The organism is Thalassospira sp. ABD4_177, from assembly GCF_056160125.1.
This window is the reverse complement of the sequence record NZ_JBSWWO010000003.1, coordinates 348,638-365,436: the sequence shown is the minus strand read 5'-3', so window position 1 is coordinate 365,436 and position 16,799 is coordinate 348,638. Positions and strand designations below refer to the sequence as shown.

Here is a 16,799-nt window from a genome sequence, read left to right as displayed (position 1 = left end):
CTTCATGAAGACCATCGGAACGGCCTCAGTGATGTGTTTGATGCTTGCCCTTGCATCAACCGCTACAAATGCGAAACCACTGACATCACAAGAACTGGCTGACAAGGGCCTGAAAGCAGGTGAAAACTATCCCGGCCTGCATAACCTTTGTGATCTATCATCGCGCTTTCGTATCGCCGGATCCCGTCCAGCCGGAAGCACCAAAAAACGCGAACTTTCTGCCGAGGAACGCGAAAAAAGACGGCAAGGCGCCTATGTCGAACCGACCCGTGTGTTTGACAACCTGTACTTTGTCGGCAACCGGTCTGTTTCAAGCTGGGCCATTCAGACCAGTGACGGCATCATTCTCGTTGATGCTCTGAACAATAATGATCAGGCGGAACGCTATATCGAAGACGGCCTGATCAAACTTGGCCTCAATCCGGAAGATATCAAATACCTTGTTATCACCCACGGCCACGGTGATCACTATGGTGGCCAGGAATATCTGGTTAACAAGTTCCACCCCAAAGTCGTGATGAGCGATCAGGACTGGAACATGCTCGAAGATCCGGAACAGATGATCCAAAATCCGCGCTGGGGTAAACCGCCGAAACGCGATGTCACGATCAATGACCGGGGAACCGTAAGTCTGGGTGATACCAATGTGATGTTATTTGTTACACCCGGTCATACGCCTGGTACAATATCGTTGATTTTCCCGGTCCAAGACGGCCAAACGCGCCATCATGTCGGGCTTTGGGGTGGTACGGGACTAAACTTCGGCCCCAAAGAAGATCGCATCCGGGAATATGCCCAATCAGCAGAAGACTTCGAAAAAGCAGCCCAGCATCACAATGTTGATGTGTTTCTGTCAAACCATCCGCGCCGTGATGGTTCCGTTGAAAAGATGCAAAATCTTCAAAGCCGTGCTCCTGACACCACACATCCCTTTGTTGACGGCGAAGATGCCCTTGGTGCGTTCAAGTTGCTCCATTACTGCACCTTGGCCCAGGCGGAAAGACTGGCTGAAAGAGACCAGTAACCCTGCACGATAAATCACGATTTTCAAACAAAGAAAAGGCCCCGAAAATACTGCTGTTCGGGGCCTCTTCTTATGTACAAGTTATCTTCTGAAAGATCAGCCGATCACGGATCAGAACGTTGCCGTCACAGAAAGATAGTAAGAGCGTGAACCTTCATTGAAGGTGTTTGCACCAGCTTGGGCTCCGCTTGCGCGGCGTAATATTTCCGTATTCAGAATGTTATTGATCCCGGTCGACAGACTGAAGCTGTTATTTAGCGCGTATTTCAGGCCAATATTGAACAGGTGGTATGGTTTGCGTGGCTCGCTGTTGGTCAATTCCGCACCGGTTGCACCGTTAATGGTCGCCGCATTGGTTTTGCCATAACGTGTGGCCGCAAACACCACATTCAGATCATCAGTTGCCTGCCAGTCAAGCCAGCTATTTACGGTATATTTCGGAATTAGGCTCAGGGGCTGACCATCAGACTTGTTCTTGGATTCCGTCATATAGGTAAAATTGGTGGTCCATGACAAATTTTCAGATACCGGATAGGTCAAATTACCCTCAAATCCTGCCACGACCGCTTCGGGGACATTTTCCCACTGGAAAATCCCGACGGTTTCGGCGGCATTCGCATAGCCCAGCAGCTCCTGACCAGATGAAATACGGTTTTTGTAGGTATTGTGGAAATAGGTTGCACTTGCCGCCAAACCGTCGCGATCAGCAAAGGAAACACCAAACTCCTTGTTCAGGCTGGTTTCCGGTTCAAGGTCCTCATTACCAACAACATAGCAACCGCCCGACAATGTGTAACCCGCAGCACAACCATTGCCACGTGAATAGAACAAGTATCCCGGCGTGCCCTGATACAGGTTTGGTGCCTTGAAAGCGCGCGCAACACCAAGCTTGAAAGCGACTTCTTCAGTCATCTGATAGCTGGTATTCAGGCTTGGGCTATAATGAATCCCGAAGCTTTCCTGATAATCGGCGCGAAGCCCCGGCGTCAGCATCCAGTCATCAGACAACATTATATTGTCTTCGACATAAAGACCTTGCATCCAGGCCTCTGCATCAGGATCACGGTCATCGGGATCGCTCGGAATACCGGGAATACTCGACGCGCCGGTTATTTCCTGACCGATTGACACGGGGTTATGCATCCACTCTCCGCGGAACTCTGCCCCCAGCGTGACATTTTGGTCAAAGCCCATATGGAATGGCAGATCCCATTCGCTTTTGGCTGTCAGATTATCAACCGTAATTTTGCTGAATTCCAGATCACTGCCAATGACCCCTTCGGAACCGCCCGACAGACCTTCGTTCAAACGCCGGTTCTGGGTATTTTCCCATTGGATGTAGCTAAGTGAATCACCGAAATCGTAAAAACCTTCATGCGTCAGAGATAACGTGCGCCTCTCCATCGAATTGGTTTCCGTCCCGACAAGTTCCGTCAACCGGTCTTGTGATCCACCGTTTGGCGCACGCTGGCTATCGCGCGTATAAATATTGCCTTGGCGACTGTATCCGGCTTCGACATCGAATTCATGATCCATGCTGGGCATCAGGGTCAGTTTGGCGCTGACATCTTTATTGATGACACCTTCTCGGCCCGCAGCCGGAAAGTCCGACACAGAATCAGATTCATTGATGGCCTGATCATCTGCATCCCGGTGGCTATATCCACCAATCAGCTGCAAAGAGACTTTCTCATGGACAGGTCCACCAACCACGAAATTGGTTCGAAATGTTTTACCTTCCTCCGGGTTTTCCGGAATATTGGCAAATGTGGTGATGGAACCTGAAAATTCGTCCGGCTTCTTAGTAATGATGTTAACGACGCCACCCGATGCCCCGGAACCATATCGCGCAGCAGCTGGCCCTCGGATCACTTCAATGCGCTCGATCGCTTCTGGTGGCACCCAGCTGGTATCGCCACGCGAATCACGTTCTCCTGATCGACCAAGCCGGACTGCATTTCGTGACATCACCGGTTTTCCATCAATCAGAATCAAGGTATTCTCAGGCCCCATCCCGCGAATATCAATCTGACGCTGGTTCCCGCGCTCACCACTTGTCGAGGCCCCGGTAAAATTGACACCGGGCATCTTGCGAATGATCTCGGAGATATCATTCACCACCGGTGTTTTCGCCAAATCATCTGCTGTAATCGTCGAAACACCAAGTGACTGCTTAAGCTGATCCTTCGTCGCAATCACATGCACCGTATCCAGAACAGTCTCGTCATCCATCGACAGATTGTCTTGTGCCAGCGCCTCAAACGACCACGTGCTCATCAACGCGACCAGGCTCGTTTGCATCAATTTGATCCGATATCCGCCAGGTTCTTTTTGAATTTTTTTCACAGTTAGACACCCCACTTTGCAAATGCGAGGTATTCTTATTATCACCACTCCTCAAGCGCAATAATTGTTATTTAGAATTATTCTAAATTATGTACAGAGCAAAACCCACGACCAAACCAATCAGTTCCATTCGTTTTTACAATGCCTTTCACGATTGTAGCACGTTGCAAACGCCGAATTCTGACAAAGGCCCCGGAACAGGAACACGTTCAAAAATATGATGATTTCGGAAAGCAAAAAGATGACCATGAGAAATAACCATATAATATGATTATTTCTCATGGTCAGGTGCCACAAAGATCTGACATTCGACTTAACGGGAAATCAGCAACTTAGCATTTCCAATTGTCACATAAGTTGACAAAAATCTGCCGGATTGACAGAAAAGCTAACAAATTTCCAAATTACCCAATCGCTTGCTTTTACGACATAAGCTTGGTTGCGCGAAAAAGCCGCAAACCCTTCGTTGATACTATTGGGCTCCCGCTAAGCCAATACGGCTGCTTTTTCAGTGCCTCAAGGAAAGAGGAAAAGATCTAACGCAGATAGTCAAACAGAGACAGATCCGTCATCTGCGCTGTCACAGAGTAGGATGCTTCGAGCTGCATTGACAGGGTTTCAAGTGTCACCACCGCTTCGGCAAGGTCGACATCCGTCAGGTTGCTGACCGTCGCTTCTGCGGTCAGTTGAAAGTCCGTAAGCATATCAATGATGTTTTCAAGCTTGTCTTGGGTATAGGACACCTGGTTTTGGAGTTCCGAGATACCGGCGACGGCTGCTTCCAGAAGTTCGGCTGCCTCCTGCAAAGCAACTTCGTCGACCGGATCTGTATCTGCATATGCCGCGAGGTTGAGAGCACGCAAAGCATTCTCGAACGTTTCGTTGTCGGCAGTGATGCCATACTCAATCGTCGTGCCGTCTGCCACCTTGGCAGAGGCAACATCGCCATTCCCGGAATAGTAGGACGTATCGGCCGTTGTCGGGCTTGTTTTTGCGGGGTACGCCGTAGCACTGACGTCGACAGGTTCGCTATCAGTCGCTGAACCCGCATAGATATATCGGCCTTCATATTCGGTATTGAGCAAGGAAGCGAAGGTTTCCAATGCGGCTGTTGCGGACTCTGCAATGCCATATGAATTCTCGGTACCGGTACTCAGGCCAGCAGAAATATCTGCTGTCATATCGGTCAGAACGTCGACCATGTCATTAAGCGTCGAATAGTAAACCTCAACCCGTCCCTGAATTTCCTCGGCAATTTCGCTATAGGCTGAGGCTTGCGAAACCTCGGCACTCAGGGTCGCAATCAGGTACGAGTTTTCCGACACGCCAGAGTTTGAACTGGCGATCTTGCCGGAACTTGATTGTTCCGTTGCCTCCGCTAGTTGGGTTTGCACGGAACGGATCTGGCTCAACATGTTTTCTTGCATTGCCGCTGTTGAAACTCTCATGACTAATTTCCTTACCGCACGGCCTCAAGCAGCGTATCCATGAGCGACTGGGTAATTTCCAGCACAGCTGCCGCGGCCTCATAGGCGCTTTCAAGATTACTCAGCGTCAAAGCTTCTTCATCGGTATTGACGCCGTAATTATTGGAAAATGTTTCAACCAAGTCCTCATAAGCTTCCAATGAGACACTTGCTTCAGTATCCGCCGCTGATGCCTGCTGAGCGACATCCGACAATATCTCTGCCCCATAATCCGAAAAGGTCGTTTTGGTTGAACCAAGATTGCCGGCATCCGAATAACTGATGTTTTCGTCAAAGACATCGGCCAGGGCCTCGGTGATGTCGGAGCTTGATGATGAAATCACACTGTCGCCAACGGCCAGTGCCGCATCATCCGAACCCGTTCCAACCGGCAACCTGCTGCTATCGGCATCCCAGTCCTCATTCAGCGAAATGTTGCTGGCACCGGTTCCTTCAAACATGTCATTCAAGCCGAAATAGGCAGAAAACCCCTCTGCGTCTGTTCCCACTTCGGCGTCCATATTGACAATCGACACACCATAATCGTCATCCGTTGTCGCGATTGTCAGCGTCCCATCGGCATTGACAGATGCGGTTAAATTGCCTGAGGCATTAATCTCATCGACAAGGTCCTGAACCGTTGTAACGGTCGTAAGGTCGATATCGACGATCTCAACGGCATTACCTTCATCATCTGTTGCGACCAGGCGCACTGTTCCGGTCCCGGAAAAGGCATCGGTCAAATCGGTCTGGGTTGTGCCGGTCAGGTCGCTTGGCGGCGGATATGCTGTTCCGAGATTTGAAACCTCGTTCAAAGCATCCATGAGTGTCGTCGCCAGATTGTCGAGTTCTGCCTGAATATCGGGCAAAGTCTCGTCACGCAGATCGATCAACCCGCCAAGTTCACCGCCCGATATATCGTCCGAGATCGATTGCCCATTCACGGTCACATCCGCGAAGTTGGTATCCACATTCACCGACCCGGCCGCGTTATAGGACAGCTCCTGAACCTGACTGCCAACAACGAGCGTGCCACCAATATAGATGTTCGTATTGTTCGATGAGTCCGTGTAATAGGAAATATCCACCAGTTCCGACAGTTCATTGATTGCCTGGGCGCGGGCATCGTTCAGCTCGCTACTGGAAAGAGTGGAGTCAGCTGTGCCGCTAAGCTGCTTGTTGTAGGAATCAATTTCATAAAGCAGCTCATTGATCTGATTGACGGTATCTTCAATTGATTGATCCGCACTGGCCCGCTGATCCTGAACCGTCGCCGACAGACTGTTCAACTCATCAGCCACGGCTTCTGCATCATTGAGAACTGTGGATTTCGCGGATTGGCTATCTGGACTTACCGACAAGGCCGCCAATGACGTTTCAAGATCGGTAATCAGGGTCGAAATTGCACCATCATCACCAATGTCGCCAAAAGCACTCGCGACTGTTTCGAGCGGTGTCGAAAATACTGATGCATAACCGCTCTCGGATGCTGCCTCACTGATCGATTTCAACAGATAACTGTCGACATCCGATCCGACCGATGTGATCGTGACCCCGGTCGTCGCGCCAGCCGTAACACTACTCGCCGTGCTGGTCGATTTGGCGGTGTAACCGTCAACGGATGCATTGGCGATATTCTCCGAAGACACACTGATCCCGGCCTGGCTTGTCTGCAAGGCACTTAACGCAGCAGTTTGTGCAGCACGGATCGACATGTTTCGGACCTGTTTGGCTGAAATGTGTGTTCAATCGCTGCGCCATATTCCGACGCGACTGAAGTTTGACTCACATTTTGATGCTTAGAATACGCTGATGAAGGCCACCACGGACGTCGCCATCCTGACCATAAGACGGCGTCTCGTCTGACGCGGTTGCTGCCCAGCCAGCACGAATACGCCTCAGACATGCTTCGCGCTTTGCCTGGAGGCGAATATTGTTTCGCTTCAGTTTGGCACGCAGTGCATTGACCTTTTTGATATCTAGGAACAATCCGGCCAACGGATTGCTGCTGTTTTCCTTGCGCTGGGCTGCAATTTCGCCATGCAGTTCATCTTCGAGCGCATTCTTTTCGTAAGTAATGTCAGGCAGCAGGTCGTACTTTGCCTGTTCGAGAATGCGCCATTCGACATCCAGCAATTCAGACAAACGGTCCATGACTTCTGTAATTTTGTCACTGTCGCATGGCATCACAGGTGCTTGGACGGTCATGAGAACCTCTCCTTAGTTAACCGACGAAATAAGGGTGTCATACATGTCGCTGGTGGTTGAAATGACCTGAGCTGCGGCAGAATACGCCTGCTGTGCGACAATCATGCGCGAGAATTCAGTGGTGGTGTCGACCGTGGAACTTTCCAGGGAATAGGACGCAATTGTTCCGGTACCACCATCACCAGGGGTCTTCAGGACATAACTGCCCGACGTATTGCTTTCGCGATAAACTGTATCGCTATACGCGGTGAGACCGTCCGCATTGGTGAAATCGGCCAGAACAACCTGATAGACCGGTTCACTGACACCATTTTCGTAGGTCACCGACACGACACCGTCATCCGAGATGTCGATCTCGGCAATTTCACTGTAGTTCGAGCCATCCTGGTCAACGGAATACAGGGTCATGTCCCCGTCTTCCTCGTCAGAGGCGTATTGCTGCAGACCATCGCTGGAACCGGCTGTGCCGAAATCGGTAACGATGGAGCTATCAGAAGCGCCAGTCGTCCATCCGGTGATGGTCAGGGTGGCACTGTCGGTCACATCCGTACCGCCGGAATCCTCAATTGATTCAAGTTCGCCATCCGAACTAAAGGTAATCGTCAACGGACCACCTGAAGACGTGCCGGTTACTGTCGTGCCGTCAGAGGTCAAAACCGGGTCGGAATAGTCGACTTCCCATTCATTTTCGGCGGTTTTTGTGTAGGTGTAGGTCACCGTATGACTGGTCCCGAGACTGTCAAATACTTCGACATCGACGGAGAAGTCATCACCGACGTCTGCATCTGCTGGCAGGTTGGCAACAATTGAGGTTTCTGTTGTTGCCTCTGCCGTACCGGTCAGATTCTCAAGGTTGATTGTTGATAGTGCCGCGGTACTTGTCGGGACTGTCCCTGATGCCGGATTTCCGTCCTCGTCGAGCGCATAGCCCATCAGGTAATAGCCGGAACTATTGACAAGGTTGCCTTCGGAATCTGCCGAAAAATCACCTGCGCGGGTGTAAAAGGTGCCCCCGCTGGCATCCGTGACCACAAAGTAACCATCACCTGAAATCGCCAGGCTGGTCGCAGAGGTATCGGACTCAATCAAGCCTTGCGTTGAAATATTGGTCAGCATCGTCGCGGTAACGCCGTTGGCGCTCCCCTGTGTCGACGATCCCGGGTTGGTCACCAGCGAAGAAAACGCCGTCGTGCTATCTTTGTAACCGGTGGTTTCACTGTTTGCGATGTTTCCCGAGATGACGCCAAGTGATGTGGATTGCGCATTCAAGCCGAGTACGGCTGCGTTCAGAGCACTATTGAGACTCATGATCTTGATCCTTCATTTCAGGAAACGGTCTGCGTGCCCTGCACGCTTGAGATCGAAACATCGACCCCGTTCACATACAGCACAGCTTCATCGCCAGTGAGGTCAATTGCCGACACAACACCGGTCATCAAGGTTTCGGATGAGATAGAGTTACCATCGGAATCAGTGGCGCTAACCGACAGGGTATAAGTCCCCGAACTCAGGGTTTCACCGTCATCGGTGGTGCCATCCCAGACAAAACTGTTAGAGCCTTCCGATCCGCTTTCCGTGGTTTCATAAACGACATTGCCATCCTCGTCGGTGACGCTGAGCGTCACATTCGAAGCATCGTCTTCGAGCACGTAGTACCACTCGGCTTCACCGTCCTCGAGTGGTGCTGTATCACCCACAGCAACAATATCAGTACCGAGGTAAGCCTGAGCAGCACTGTCATCGACAACCCCCTGCAGAGCAGTCAGGGCCTCCGAAAGGTTTGAGAGAAGAGAGTTGTTCTCCTCAGCCAGTTCAAGCTGCTCAAAGGTTGCCAATTGCGTTGTGATTTCCGAGACATCTTCAGGATCGGTCGGATCCTGGTTCTCCAACGTTGTCAGCAACAACGTCATGTATGTCTCGTAGGTAGAGTCATCACTTGTCGTTGAAGACGTCTCTGTTGAGCTGCTGCTCGAAGAAGACGTTGTCGACGTCAGGCTATCGTATGTCAGGCTACTGAGATAACTCATCACCAACTCCGGGCAAGAACGTTTAAAGGCGCTAATGTTCTTTGCACGGACGTTTCCCGAGAAACTGGCGCATGAAATTCAGATTTTTGGAAAATAAAAAAGGGATGCTCTCGCATCCCTTTGAAACAATGACTTTATTGTTCGTGTAGCGGTGGACCAGGCGGACGGATCAATGTCATCTTTTCCCGGTCATCCTGTGAAAGCCTGATGGTCACATTCGCCATGTGATCCAGAACCACACTCAGATCGTTGCCAACCGCATTTTTAAGTTCAGCGTAAGCTTTGCGGATCTCGGCATCCGTTACATCTGGATCGGCCAAAACTTCCTGTAACGCAGCTTCAAGGAGCCTCGGGTTCTGGCGCTCACGGATCTTCGAAGTGACAGGATCAAACTCGCTATCGAAGATGACCTTTCCTTCAGCACTCAACCGGCTGCGAATTGCGCGTAGCAACCCGATACTTGGCGGTTCGGTCGGATTGTCAAATGCTGGTGGCGGCGGAGGTGGCATGAAATTGCGGAATACAGGCAGCCCCGTCACAAGCGTGCCAGCAAGCGCGCCGATCAAAAACAAGTTCACGGCCAGCGATGCCAACATCAGTTTGCGCATGGAAGACACCCGACGGAACGCAAAGCTCATTGGCCAGCCTCCCTCTCATGCAAGCGCGTGTCAAAATCCACGGCTGCTGGCAGTTGCTCAAGCGAATAGATATGTCTTTCAAGCAGTTCGCTCAATCGGGCTTCTTCGGCCGTGGCGGTATCTTGATGTCCCTGTTCGACTGTCAGGGTGACGCCAAAAACAAATCCGGCCAGAACACAAACCGCCATGCCGGTCAGGGAAAAGACACGTTCTCCCATCCTGCCGAGAGTACCATCCTTGCGCACCGTATGATTTGTACTGTCCTTGGCAATCGCTGAGGAGGTCGGTGAAACAGAAACCGTGGCTGGATAAGTGCGGCGTGCGGGGCCATCCCCCGTCGGTGCAGCACTTGCTGCGGCGACATGCCGGCGAGATTTCGGACGATCATCAATTACCTGGAAAGGACTGTCTTCTTCGACATCATCGGCGTCGGTATCAGGCGCGGCTTGTTTCTCGGAAGCTTCAATGGCGTCAAAAATATCATCGATGGCCTTGTGCTTGCCCATCAAGACGGGATCATCGGCAAGAATAGCTTCAACAGCACGCAATGATCGGTGCAACTCCGCGGCACGGACATCATTTGCGATAAGAACATTGGCTTCTCGGCGCAATGCTCCGGGCCAGGAACTCAAGTCCCAGCCATATTGATCCAGTAGTTCTTCGAAATGCTCGAGTTTCACAGCTCACCGCTTTTTAATAGGACGAACTTACCTGTTCGAACGACATTTGAACCTAATCGGTTCTCAAATTGATTTCAACTCTTCACGCAACCGCTTTCTGGCGCGTTTCAGGAGCGATTCCATGGCGTTAACCGAAACCCCCATGATCGAGGCGGCCTCCTGATTGGACAGTTCGCGATCATAAAACAGGTTAATGGCAATTTGTTGTTGGTCAGACAGATTTTTGATCGCTTTGCGCAGTCGCTTGAATTCCTGATGTTGGGCCAATTTGTCGACGGCTGACATGCTCTCATCAGGGACTTCATCAAGTTCCTGGCCGCCCACGGCCTGAGGTTTGCGCTTGATATCAATAACGCGATTGACGGCCACCCGATAAAGCCAGGTCTTGAACGTTGCGCCACCATCAGCCTGCCATTTTTCGCGATGCAGCCAGACACGCACGAAAACATCCTGTGCGACATCTTCGGCATCACCGCTAACAAGCCCCATTCGGCGGGCAACACCAACAATTCCACGGTAATAGCGTTCGACGATCACTCGATACGCCGCCTTGTCGCCTTGCACCATGCGCGCAACAAGGGCGTTGTCATCAAGTTCTGTCAGGGCTGCTTTTGCCGACGCAACAGCAGATGTACCTGAACTTGTCGTCACAGCTTCGCGCAAACCTACACTCAAGCATCCCTCACAACACTGTTCCGATCATCGGATGCCCTGATTGGGCTTGAACAGTCCTACGTGGATCGACTTTCGAGAATTTTTCCCATTCACGCGCAAGCTCTTGCAGGTTGCGGTCAACGACCTCGTATCGTTCCTCCATGGAACAATCCCTGCGATTGCGTGCGAGCAATTTAATCATTCTGGCATAAAAGGCAAAGAGGTCTCTTGAAAGCTCTGGCGCAGAATCCGGCGCGATACATGCTTGCAAGGCCTTAAGTCTTTGTACAACAATGGTCTTCTCACGCTGCTCCTGCTCGAAATCTCCCTGTTCTCTGAACTGCCATGCCTCACGAAGATGCTGACGCGTCTTGGTCAGGGCGATCACCATCATTGCAATTGGCGAGGTTGTTCTTAGTGCGTTGTTATAAAGTGCCGTCGCGCCCGCACTGCGATAGGCTTTCTGCGCAGCAGTTGGAGCATAATTAGTCATCGTCACCCCATAAGGCTTCAAGTTGTTCGCGCAATAGCTGAAGCTGGTAGAGTTCAGCTTCAATTGCAGAATATCGCTCGGTTAGTTCGGCCGCGTATTTGGTCGCGTCTTCGGTGATCTCCTCGACATCATCTTCCAGGTCATCGACCTGTTCCTCGAGACGTTCAAGCCGGTTCGAAATCAAACCGTCCGAGCTGTTGGTGTAACGGTCCAGGGAATCGGTCAGGTCATAGGCAAGACCGCTTTTGACAGTGACCTCGACGCTTTGCGATGTGTCGCCACCAAAAAACAGCGTGACACCCTCGTATTCACTGCCTTCGGCACCCACCAGCTTGTTGTCACTGATGGTAAACAGGCTGTCATCGCCATCGACACTGGCTGATGTGATATTGCCATCAGCATCCGTCACGATGTCGATCGCAAAGGTCCCGGTGTAGGAACCGTCCGCCTCGGAGACCAGGAGATCTTCTGAATCTGTACTTCCCGAAAAGGAAAACAGTGCTGCGACTTCGTCAAAGTCGGAAACAAGCGCTTCTTCAAGCACGTCAGACTCAATGACCAGGTAGTTGCTATCATCAAGCGTGATGCCGATAGAGGCCAGCGTGGCGTAAGTATCACTGTCATTGGTAAAGGACAGTGCGTCATAAACAGCCGACGACACAGAGCTCAGCAGGCTGTCGCCAAACAGGACCGCGTCCTCATCGGCACCTTCACCAACTTCATAGGCCTGATTGGTTATGATGAAGCTGCGCAATTCGTTATAGGCAGTGACGAATTCCTCAATCGCACTATAGGCGGAGCTCGCATCATCTTCGACTTGAAGCGTAATCTCTGTACCTTCTTCCTCGGCATAGAGATACAGCGTCACCCCATCGATTACATCGTCAACTGTGTTGCTGCTGCGGGTAACTTCCACGCCATCAACCGAAAAGATCGCCTGGTCCGCTGTAACAAGTTCGTTGCTGTATGAACCATCGGCTTCAACAAAACCCAAGGACTGGGCAATTAATGTGTCTGCACCATCGGTATCAAAGGTGATCTCCTGACCGGTATCAACCGCGGAAAGGACCAACATATATTCGTCGTCAGATACCTTCAGAACACTTGCACTCACCCCTGTAGTGGCAGTTACCTCGTTGATCGCTTCTGCGATATCGGCAATCGACATGTCTTCCGTAATTTCGACATCGACGGCTTCATAATCATCACCGGCAACAAGGCTCAATGTTCCGCTCAATGCCTGTGCCGTGCTATTGTCTTTATTGGTATCGCCACCGAGCTTGTGCGCTGCTGCCAACTGCTTGACTTCGAGGGTGTAACTCCCGGCCGTTGCCGTATCATCGACCAGCACACCGACAACATCCGAAGCATCGGTATTAGCATCAGAGGAAGACAGATAGGCCGACTTTCCAACCCAGACATCATCGCGCAAGCTGTCGAGTTCGGCTTCCGCGGTTAACGCTTCTGCACTGCTCTCCAGGGTCTCAAGCAGGGTCTGCAAATCTTCGAAGGCTGCAATCTCAAGCTCGATGTCATCGATTTCGGCCTCGACGACATCGGCGACCTCCATCTTTGTATCATAGGCATCCTGAACGAGCTCGGCGGTATCAATATCCGTCAAACCCGAAACATAAGACGAAGAAGCATAGCTCGACGACGTTGTTGAGTTGATGGTCGACATACTCCCCTCCTTCTGCCTTCAATCGAAAAAATCAGGGCCATCCGGGGGCTCTCAACACCGGATGGCCCTGTCACGAGTTAGCTCAGCAAGCGCGAGAGCTTCTCGAGATTCTCATTGGAGATCGACAGCGCCTGAATGGCGGAATCCATCTTCACACCCAATTCGGTCTGATCGGCACTAAGGGCGGCAATATCGGCGTCCATATAGACGCTCATTGCAGATTCCAGGTTGGTTTTGGCCGTTTCGATGTTGCCCGCGGCATAGTCGAAACGAGACATCATTGCACCGACCGATGCACGGCCAGCAGATACAAGCTCGATTGCGGCTTCGATCTCACCCAGCGCAGTCGTCGCGTTGGTCGAAGAATCAACCCCGGCTGCAATGGCCAAACCTGTCGTGTCGTAGGCTTGCCCGATCGTCACATCAATCGCGGCTGCGGCAGAGTCGGCAGAAACGGTGAAGCCCTCGTCATAGGTGCCATCAAGAAGCGACGTATCGAAATAGGTCGTCGATTCAACGATGGAGTCAATCTGGGAGCTCAGCTCTGTATATTCATCGTCGAGATACGCACGCTCGGTATCGGTCACAGACCCCGAAGAGGCCTGCGATGCCAGCTCGTACATACGTTCCAGAATGTCGGCGATTTCGGCCAGACCACCATCGGCAGTTTCAAGAATTGCCGTCGCAACTTCGGCATTGTCAGCCGCCTGATCCCAAGCCGCATAGTCAACCGACATTGCCGTGTAAACAGCAAGACCCGCTGCATCGTCAGATGCAGAGTTGATCGACTGACCGCTCGACATCGCGGTCAGAACCGAGGTCATCTCGTCAGTGGTTTTATTAAGGCTCGACACCGCAAGGGTGGCCGACATGTTTGTATTAATACTCGCCATTTTTCATACTCCTATATGGACTTCTCCGTTGACATACCTGCCAACACGCCCCGGAAAAGGGCCGATACAAAGTCACACGGGAGCGGTCAGAAAAACTGGCGGTGTTTTTTTCATTTTTTGGTCAAGCACGCCAAAGCCTGACTTATCTCTTTGATTAAAAATAATATTCTCTGGAAACTGATTTGTTAAAAACCACGACGCGGTTCTACAACTTCAAATTCCACCCCTAAGCTTGTCTTCGATGAAGACACACCGGATCACGATTCCAAAGGGCGGCTTCGGAACTCGCTGCTTGAACGGCAGACTGATAATTGCACCAATTGCAAAAAATGTTCTGGATGGCAGGATATGTTTGTGAAAGGTCATAATGACGGTTTTTTTCTTTCCCAAATAACCCGCTGGTTATGACGGTCTTCCTTGTCGATAGTTTATTTTTCTTGCACAGCTCGTTGTTTCCTTATCCAGGTATTGAGTCATATTGATTTCGTAGAGAGTTATTTTTTAAACTGGCTTGCCATCTGCGTCGTCGACCCGCATGGAAAATGGCAAGGTAATCAAAACATCAAGCCCATCGCCGTCCCGGTTGCGAATGGAAATCTCTCCGCCATGTGCCTTGATTGCGCGCCGTGCAATTGACAACCCCAGTCCGAAACCGACCCCGTTTAATCCAGGTTCCCCGCGAATGAATGGTTCAAACATATTTTCAAGCTGTTCAGCAGGAATGCCGGGCCCCTGATCGGATATGGTGATGCAGAAAACGTCGCGACTGGCGGCTTCCTCAGCAGAAACCTGAACAAGCTGACCTTCGCGTGAATGACGAAGAGCATTACGCACTATATTTTCAAAGGCCCGCCGCAGAAGTTCGGCGTTGCCAACCACCAACGGCACCTCACCATGCCCGTTGCGTTTAATCGCAAGGTTTGTCTGGACCTTGATCCCGGTCGCATCGGCCTCAAACCGGGCATCACTAACAACCCGGCCCAGCAGATGGACGATATCAAGCCATGTCTGGTTCTGACCAGCACCGCTCTCAGCACGTGACAGTGTCAGAAGCTCACCAACCAGTTCATCCAGACGAATGGTTTCCTTTTCAATCCGATCAAGTGATCCATCAATGCGGTCGGGCTTCTGGCGTGCCAGCCCGACAGCCAATTGCATTCGTGCCAGCGGGGACCGCAATTCGTGTGATACATCATTCAGCAGGCGGTCGCGCGCCTCTATCAATTGTTGCAATCGCAGTGCCATGACATCGAAATCACGCGCCAGATCAGCAATCTCGTCACTTCTGCGACCGATCTTGTCGCCCAGCCGCCATTTCAAATCCCCGGTCGAAAGTCGCTCGAAACCCTCCTGAAGCTGGCGAATCGGTCGGGTCAGATACCAGGCAAGGACGCCGCTAAACACCAGTCCTCCCAGCACACCCGCAATCACCATCGGGGTCGGCACATTGAACCGCCCCCGCTCCGGGATAGAAGCAACGATATCGGTCACATCAAATTTCAGATGCACAGACACCCCGGTCGGGCTTATCGCATACCGTGACAGAAATCCGTTTTCACGAATTTCCTCTAACCGTTCTTCGGGAACAAAATTGGGCGTCGGCCTTGCTGTACTGTTTGCATGCGGCTCGATGCTAAGGCGGCCCCGTTCATCGTCAGGCCAGTAAGCAATCGCCTTCTCAAGCGCACCAATACCTTCGGCCTCAATAAGGCTTGCTGCAGTATCAATATAACCTCGCGCCGTATCCTGCAGATATCCGACATGATAGGGTTGGGGCGGATCACCATATAACGTAAAAAGAAGCCACACGCTCTGCCAGATTCCCATGAAGGTCAAAGCAAACCCGATCAGGATTTTCCAGAATAACCGGCCCCTCATATGTCCTGCCTCAGACGATAGCCAAAGCCGCGCACAGTTTCGATCAGGCCAATATCTTCGCTGACAGATTGAAGCTTCTGTCGAAGGTTACTCATATGCACATCGATCGAGCGGTCATAAACCTCGCGCGGGCGCCCCAGCACCTTCATCGAAAGCTCGTTTTTTGACATTGCCCGTTCTCTGGCACGCATCAGAACTTCCAGAAGGTTGAACTCCGAGACCGTCAATTCCATGTCTTGGCCGTCAAACTGCACCACCCGGCGTGCGATATTAAGCCGCAATTTGCCAAGAACGATTTCGTCACCATTGCCCGGCCCGCCTGCATCCCGTCGGCTTTCGCCAACCGGTTCGGCACGGCGCAGAACCGCGCGAATGCGCGCCACCAGTTCGCGTGGATAGTATGGTTTGGGTATGTAATCATCGGCACCAAGTTCCAGCCCGACGACACGGTCAACATCATCGCCCTTGGCCGTCAGCATGATGACTGGCACCCGGCTTTTAATGCGCAATTCACGGAGTACTTCAATTCCGCCAATACCCGGCATCATAATGTCAAGCAATACCACGGCAAACCCACCATCCAGCGCCATGCGCAGGCCGTCCTCACCATTATAGGCATTGGCGATATCGAACCCCTCGCCTTCAAGATACTCGCCCAGCATCGCACCGAGCTCGACATCATCATCAATAAGAAGAATTTTGGTCACGGGTTCAGGGTCTTTCAAATACGGGCTAATTCCTGTTCATGATGACATTCTAGCGCTTAAAACGCCTAACGAAAGGCGAGGATGGTGAACTTTACACATTCCTT

General features: G+C 51.5%; 15 protein-coding genes. 1 reads left to right on the top strand and 14 read right to left on the bottom strand.

The window, feature by feature from the left end; translation table 11 throughout:
- The first annotated feature begins 4 nt into the window (after positions 1 to 4).
- Positions 5 to 1,024, top strand: a complete 1,020-nt coding sequence (locus tag ACXAF0_RS17645; protein ID WP_475347141.1) for an MBL fold metallo-hydrolase — start codon at positions 5 to 7, stop codon at positions 1,022 to 1,024.
- Between the two features lie 111 nt (positions 1,025 to 1,135).
- On the opposite strand, the gene ACXAF0_RS17640 is transcribed toward ACXAF0_RS17645, so the two are convergent.
- The 14 genes from ACXAF0_RS17640 to ACXAF0_RS17575 all read right to left on the bottom strand — a co-directional run bounded on the left by ACXAF0_RS17640 (position 1,136) and on the right by ACXAF0_RS17575 (position 16,695).
- Positions 1,136 to 3,325 (bottom strand): FepA family TonB-dependent siderophore receptor, encoded by a 2,190-nt coding sequence (locus tag ACXAF0_RS17640; protein WP_475347140.1) that lies wholly within the window; start codon positions 3,323 to 3,325, stop codon positions 1,136 to 1,138.
- 581 nt (positions 3,326 to 3,906) lie between these two features.
- Positions 3,907 to 4,818, bottom strand: coding sequence for a flagellin (locus ACXAF0_RS17635; protein ID WP_475347139.1), 912 nt, complete (start codon positions 4,816 to 4,818; stop codon positions 3,907 to 3,909).
- Between the two features lie 11 nt (positions 4,819 to 4,829).
- Positions 4,830 to 6,551 carry a flagellar hook-associated protein FlgK gene (gene flgK / locus ACXAF0_RS17630; protein WP_475347138.1) on the bottom strand — a complete coding sequence of 574 codons (1,722 nt, stop codon included), beginning with the start codon at positions 6,549 to 6,551 and terminating at the stop codon, positions 4,830 to 4,832.
- 70 nt (positions 6,552 to 6,621) lie between these two features.
- On the bottom strand, positions 6,622 to 7,044 hold the full coding sequence (locus tag ACXAF0_RS17625; RefSeq protein ID WP_475347137.1) for a hypothetical protein: 423 nt from the start codon (positions 7,042 to 7,044) through the stop codon (positions 6,622 to 6,624).
- 12 nt (positions 7,045 to 7,056) lie between these two features.
- Positions 7,057 to 8,352, bottom strand: a complete 1,296-nt coding sequence (gene flgE, locus ACXAF0_RS17620) for a flagellar hook protein FlgE (protein ID WP_475347136.1) — start codon at positions 8,350 to 8,352, stop codon at positions 7,057 to 7,059.
- A 17-nt stretch (positions 8,353 to 8,369) separates the two neighbouring features.
- Positions 8,370 to 9,071, bottom strand: coding sequence for a flagellar hook assembly protein FlgD (locus ACXAF0_RS17615; protein ID WP_475347135.1), 702 nt, complete (start codon positions 9,069 to 9,071; stop codon positions 8,370 to 8,372).
- A gap of 134 nt (positions 9,072 to 9,205) precedes the next feature.
- On the bottom strand, positions 9,206 to 9,679 hold the full coding sequence (locus ACXAF0_RS17610; protein ID WP_475347134.1) for a hypothetical protein: 474 nt from the start codon (positions 9,677 to 9,679) through the stop codon (positions 9,206 to 9,208).
- Positions 9,680 to 9,705: 26 nt separating this feature from the next.
- The gene (locus ACXAF0_RS17605) at positions 9,706 to 10,389 is read right to left on the bottom strand and encodes a hypothetical protein (protein ID WP_475347133.1); all 684 of its coding nucleotides are present in this window, start codon (positions 10,387 to 10,389) and stop codon (positions 9,706 to 9,708) included.
- A gap of 63 nt (positions 10,390 to 10,452) precedes the next feature.
- Positions 10,453 to 11,064 carry a sigma-70 family RNA polymerase sigma factor gene (locus ACXAF0_RS17600; RefSeq protein ID WP_475347132.1) on the bottom strand — a complete coding sequence of 204 codons (612 nt, stop codon included), beginning with the start codon at positions 11,062 to 11,064 and terminating at the stop codon, positions 10,453 to 10,455.
- 7 nt (positions 11,065 to 11,071) lie between these two features.
- On the bottom strand, positions 11,072 to 11,536 hold the full coding sequence (locus ACXAF0_RS17595) for a flagellar protein FliS (RefSeq protein ID WP_475347131.1): 465 nt from the start codon (positions 11,534 to 11,536) through the stop codon (positions 11,072 to 11,074).
- On the bottom strand, positions 11,529 to 13,217 hold the full coding sequence (fliD, locus tag ACXAF0_RS17590; protein ID WP_475347130.1) for a flagellar filament capping protein FliD: 1,689 nt from the start codon (positions 13,215 to 13,217) through the stop codon (positions 11,529 to 11,531). The genes ACXAF0_RS17595 and fliD overlap by 8 nt, the downstream gene beginning before the upstream one ends.
- A gap of 77 nt (positions 13,218 to 13,294) precedes the next feature.
- Entirely contained in the window at positions 13,295 to 14,110 is an 816-nt protein-coding gene (locus ACXAF0_RS17585; protein ID WP_475347129.1) for a flagellin, read from the bottom strand.
- Between the two features lie 501 nt (positions 14,111 to 14,611).
- Positions 14,612 to 15,919 carry a HAMP domain-containing sensor histidine kinase gene (locus ACXAF0_RS17580; RefSeq protein WP_475347128.1) on the bottom strand — a complete coding sequence of 436 codons (1,308 nt, stop codon included), beginning with the start codon at positions 15,917 to 15,919 and terminating at the stop codon, positions 14,612 to 14,614.
- 65 nt (positions 15,920 to 15,984) lie between these two features.
- Positions 15,985 to 16,695: a response regulator gene (locus ACXAF0_RS17575; RefSeq protein WP_475347127.1), complete on the bottom strand. Its 711-nt coding sequence runs from the start codon at positions 16,693 to 16,695 to the stop codon at positions 15,985 to 15,987.
- Positions 16,696 to 16,799 lie beyond the last annotated feature (104 nt).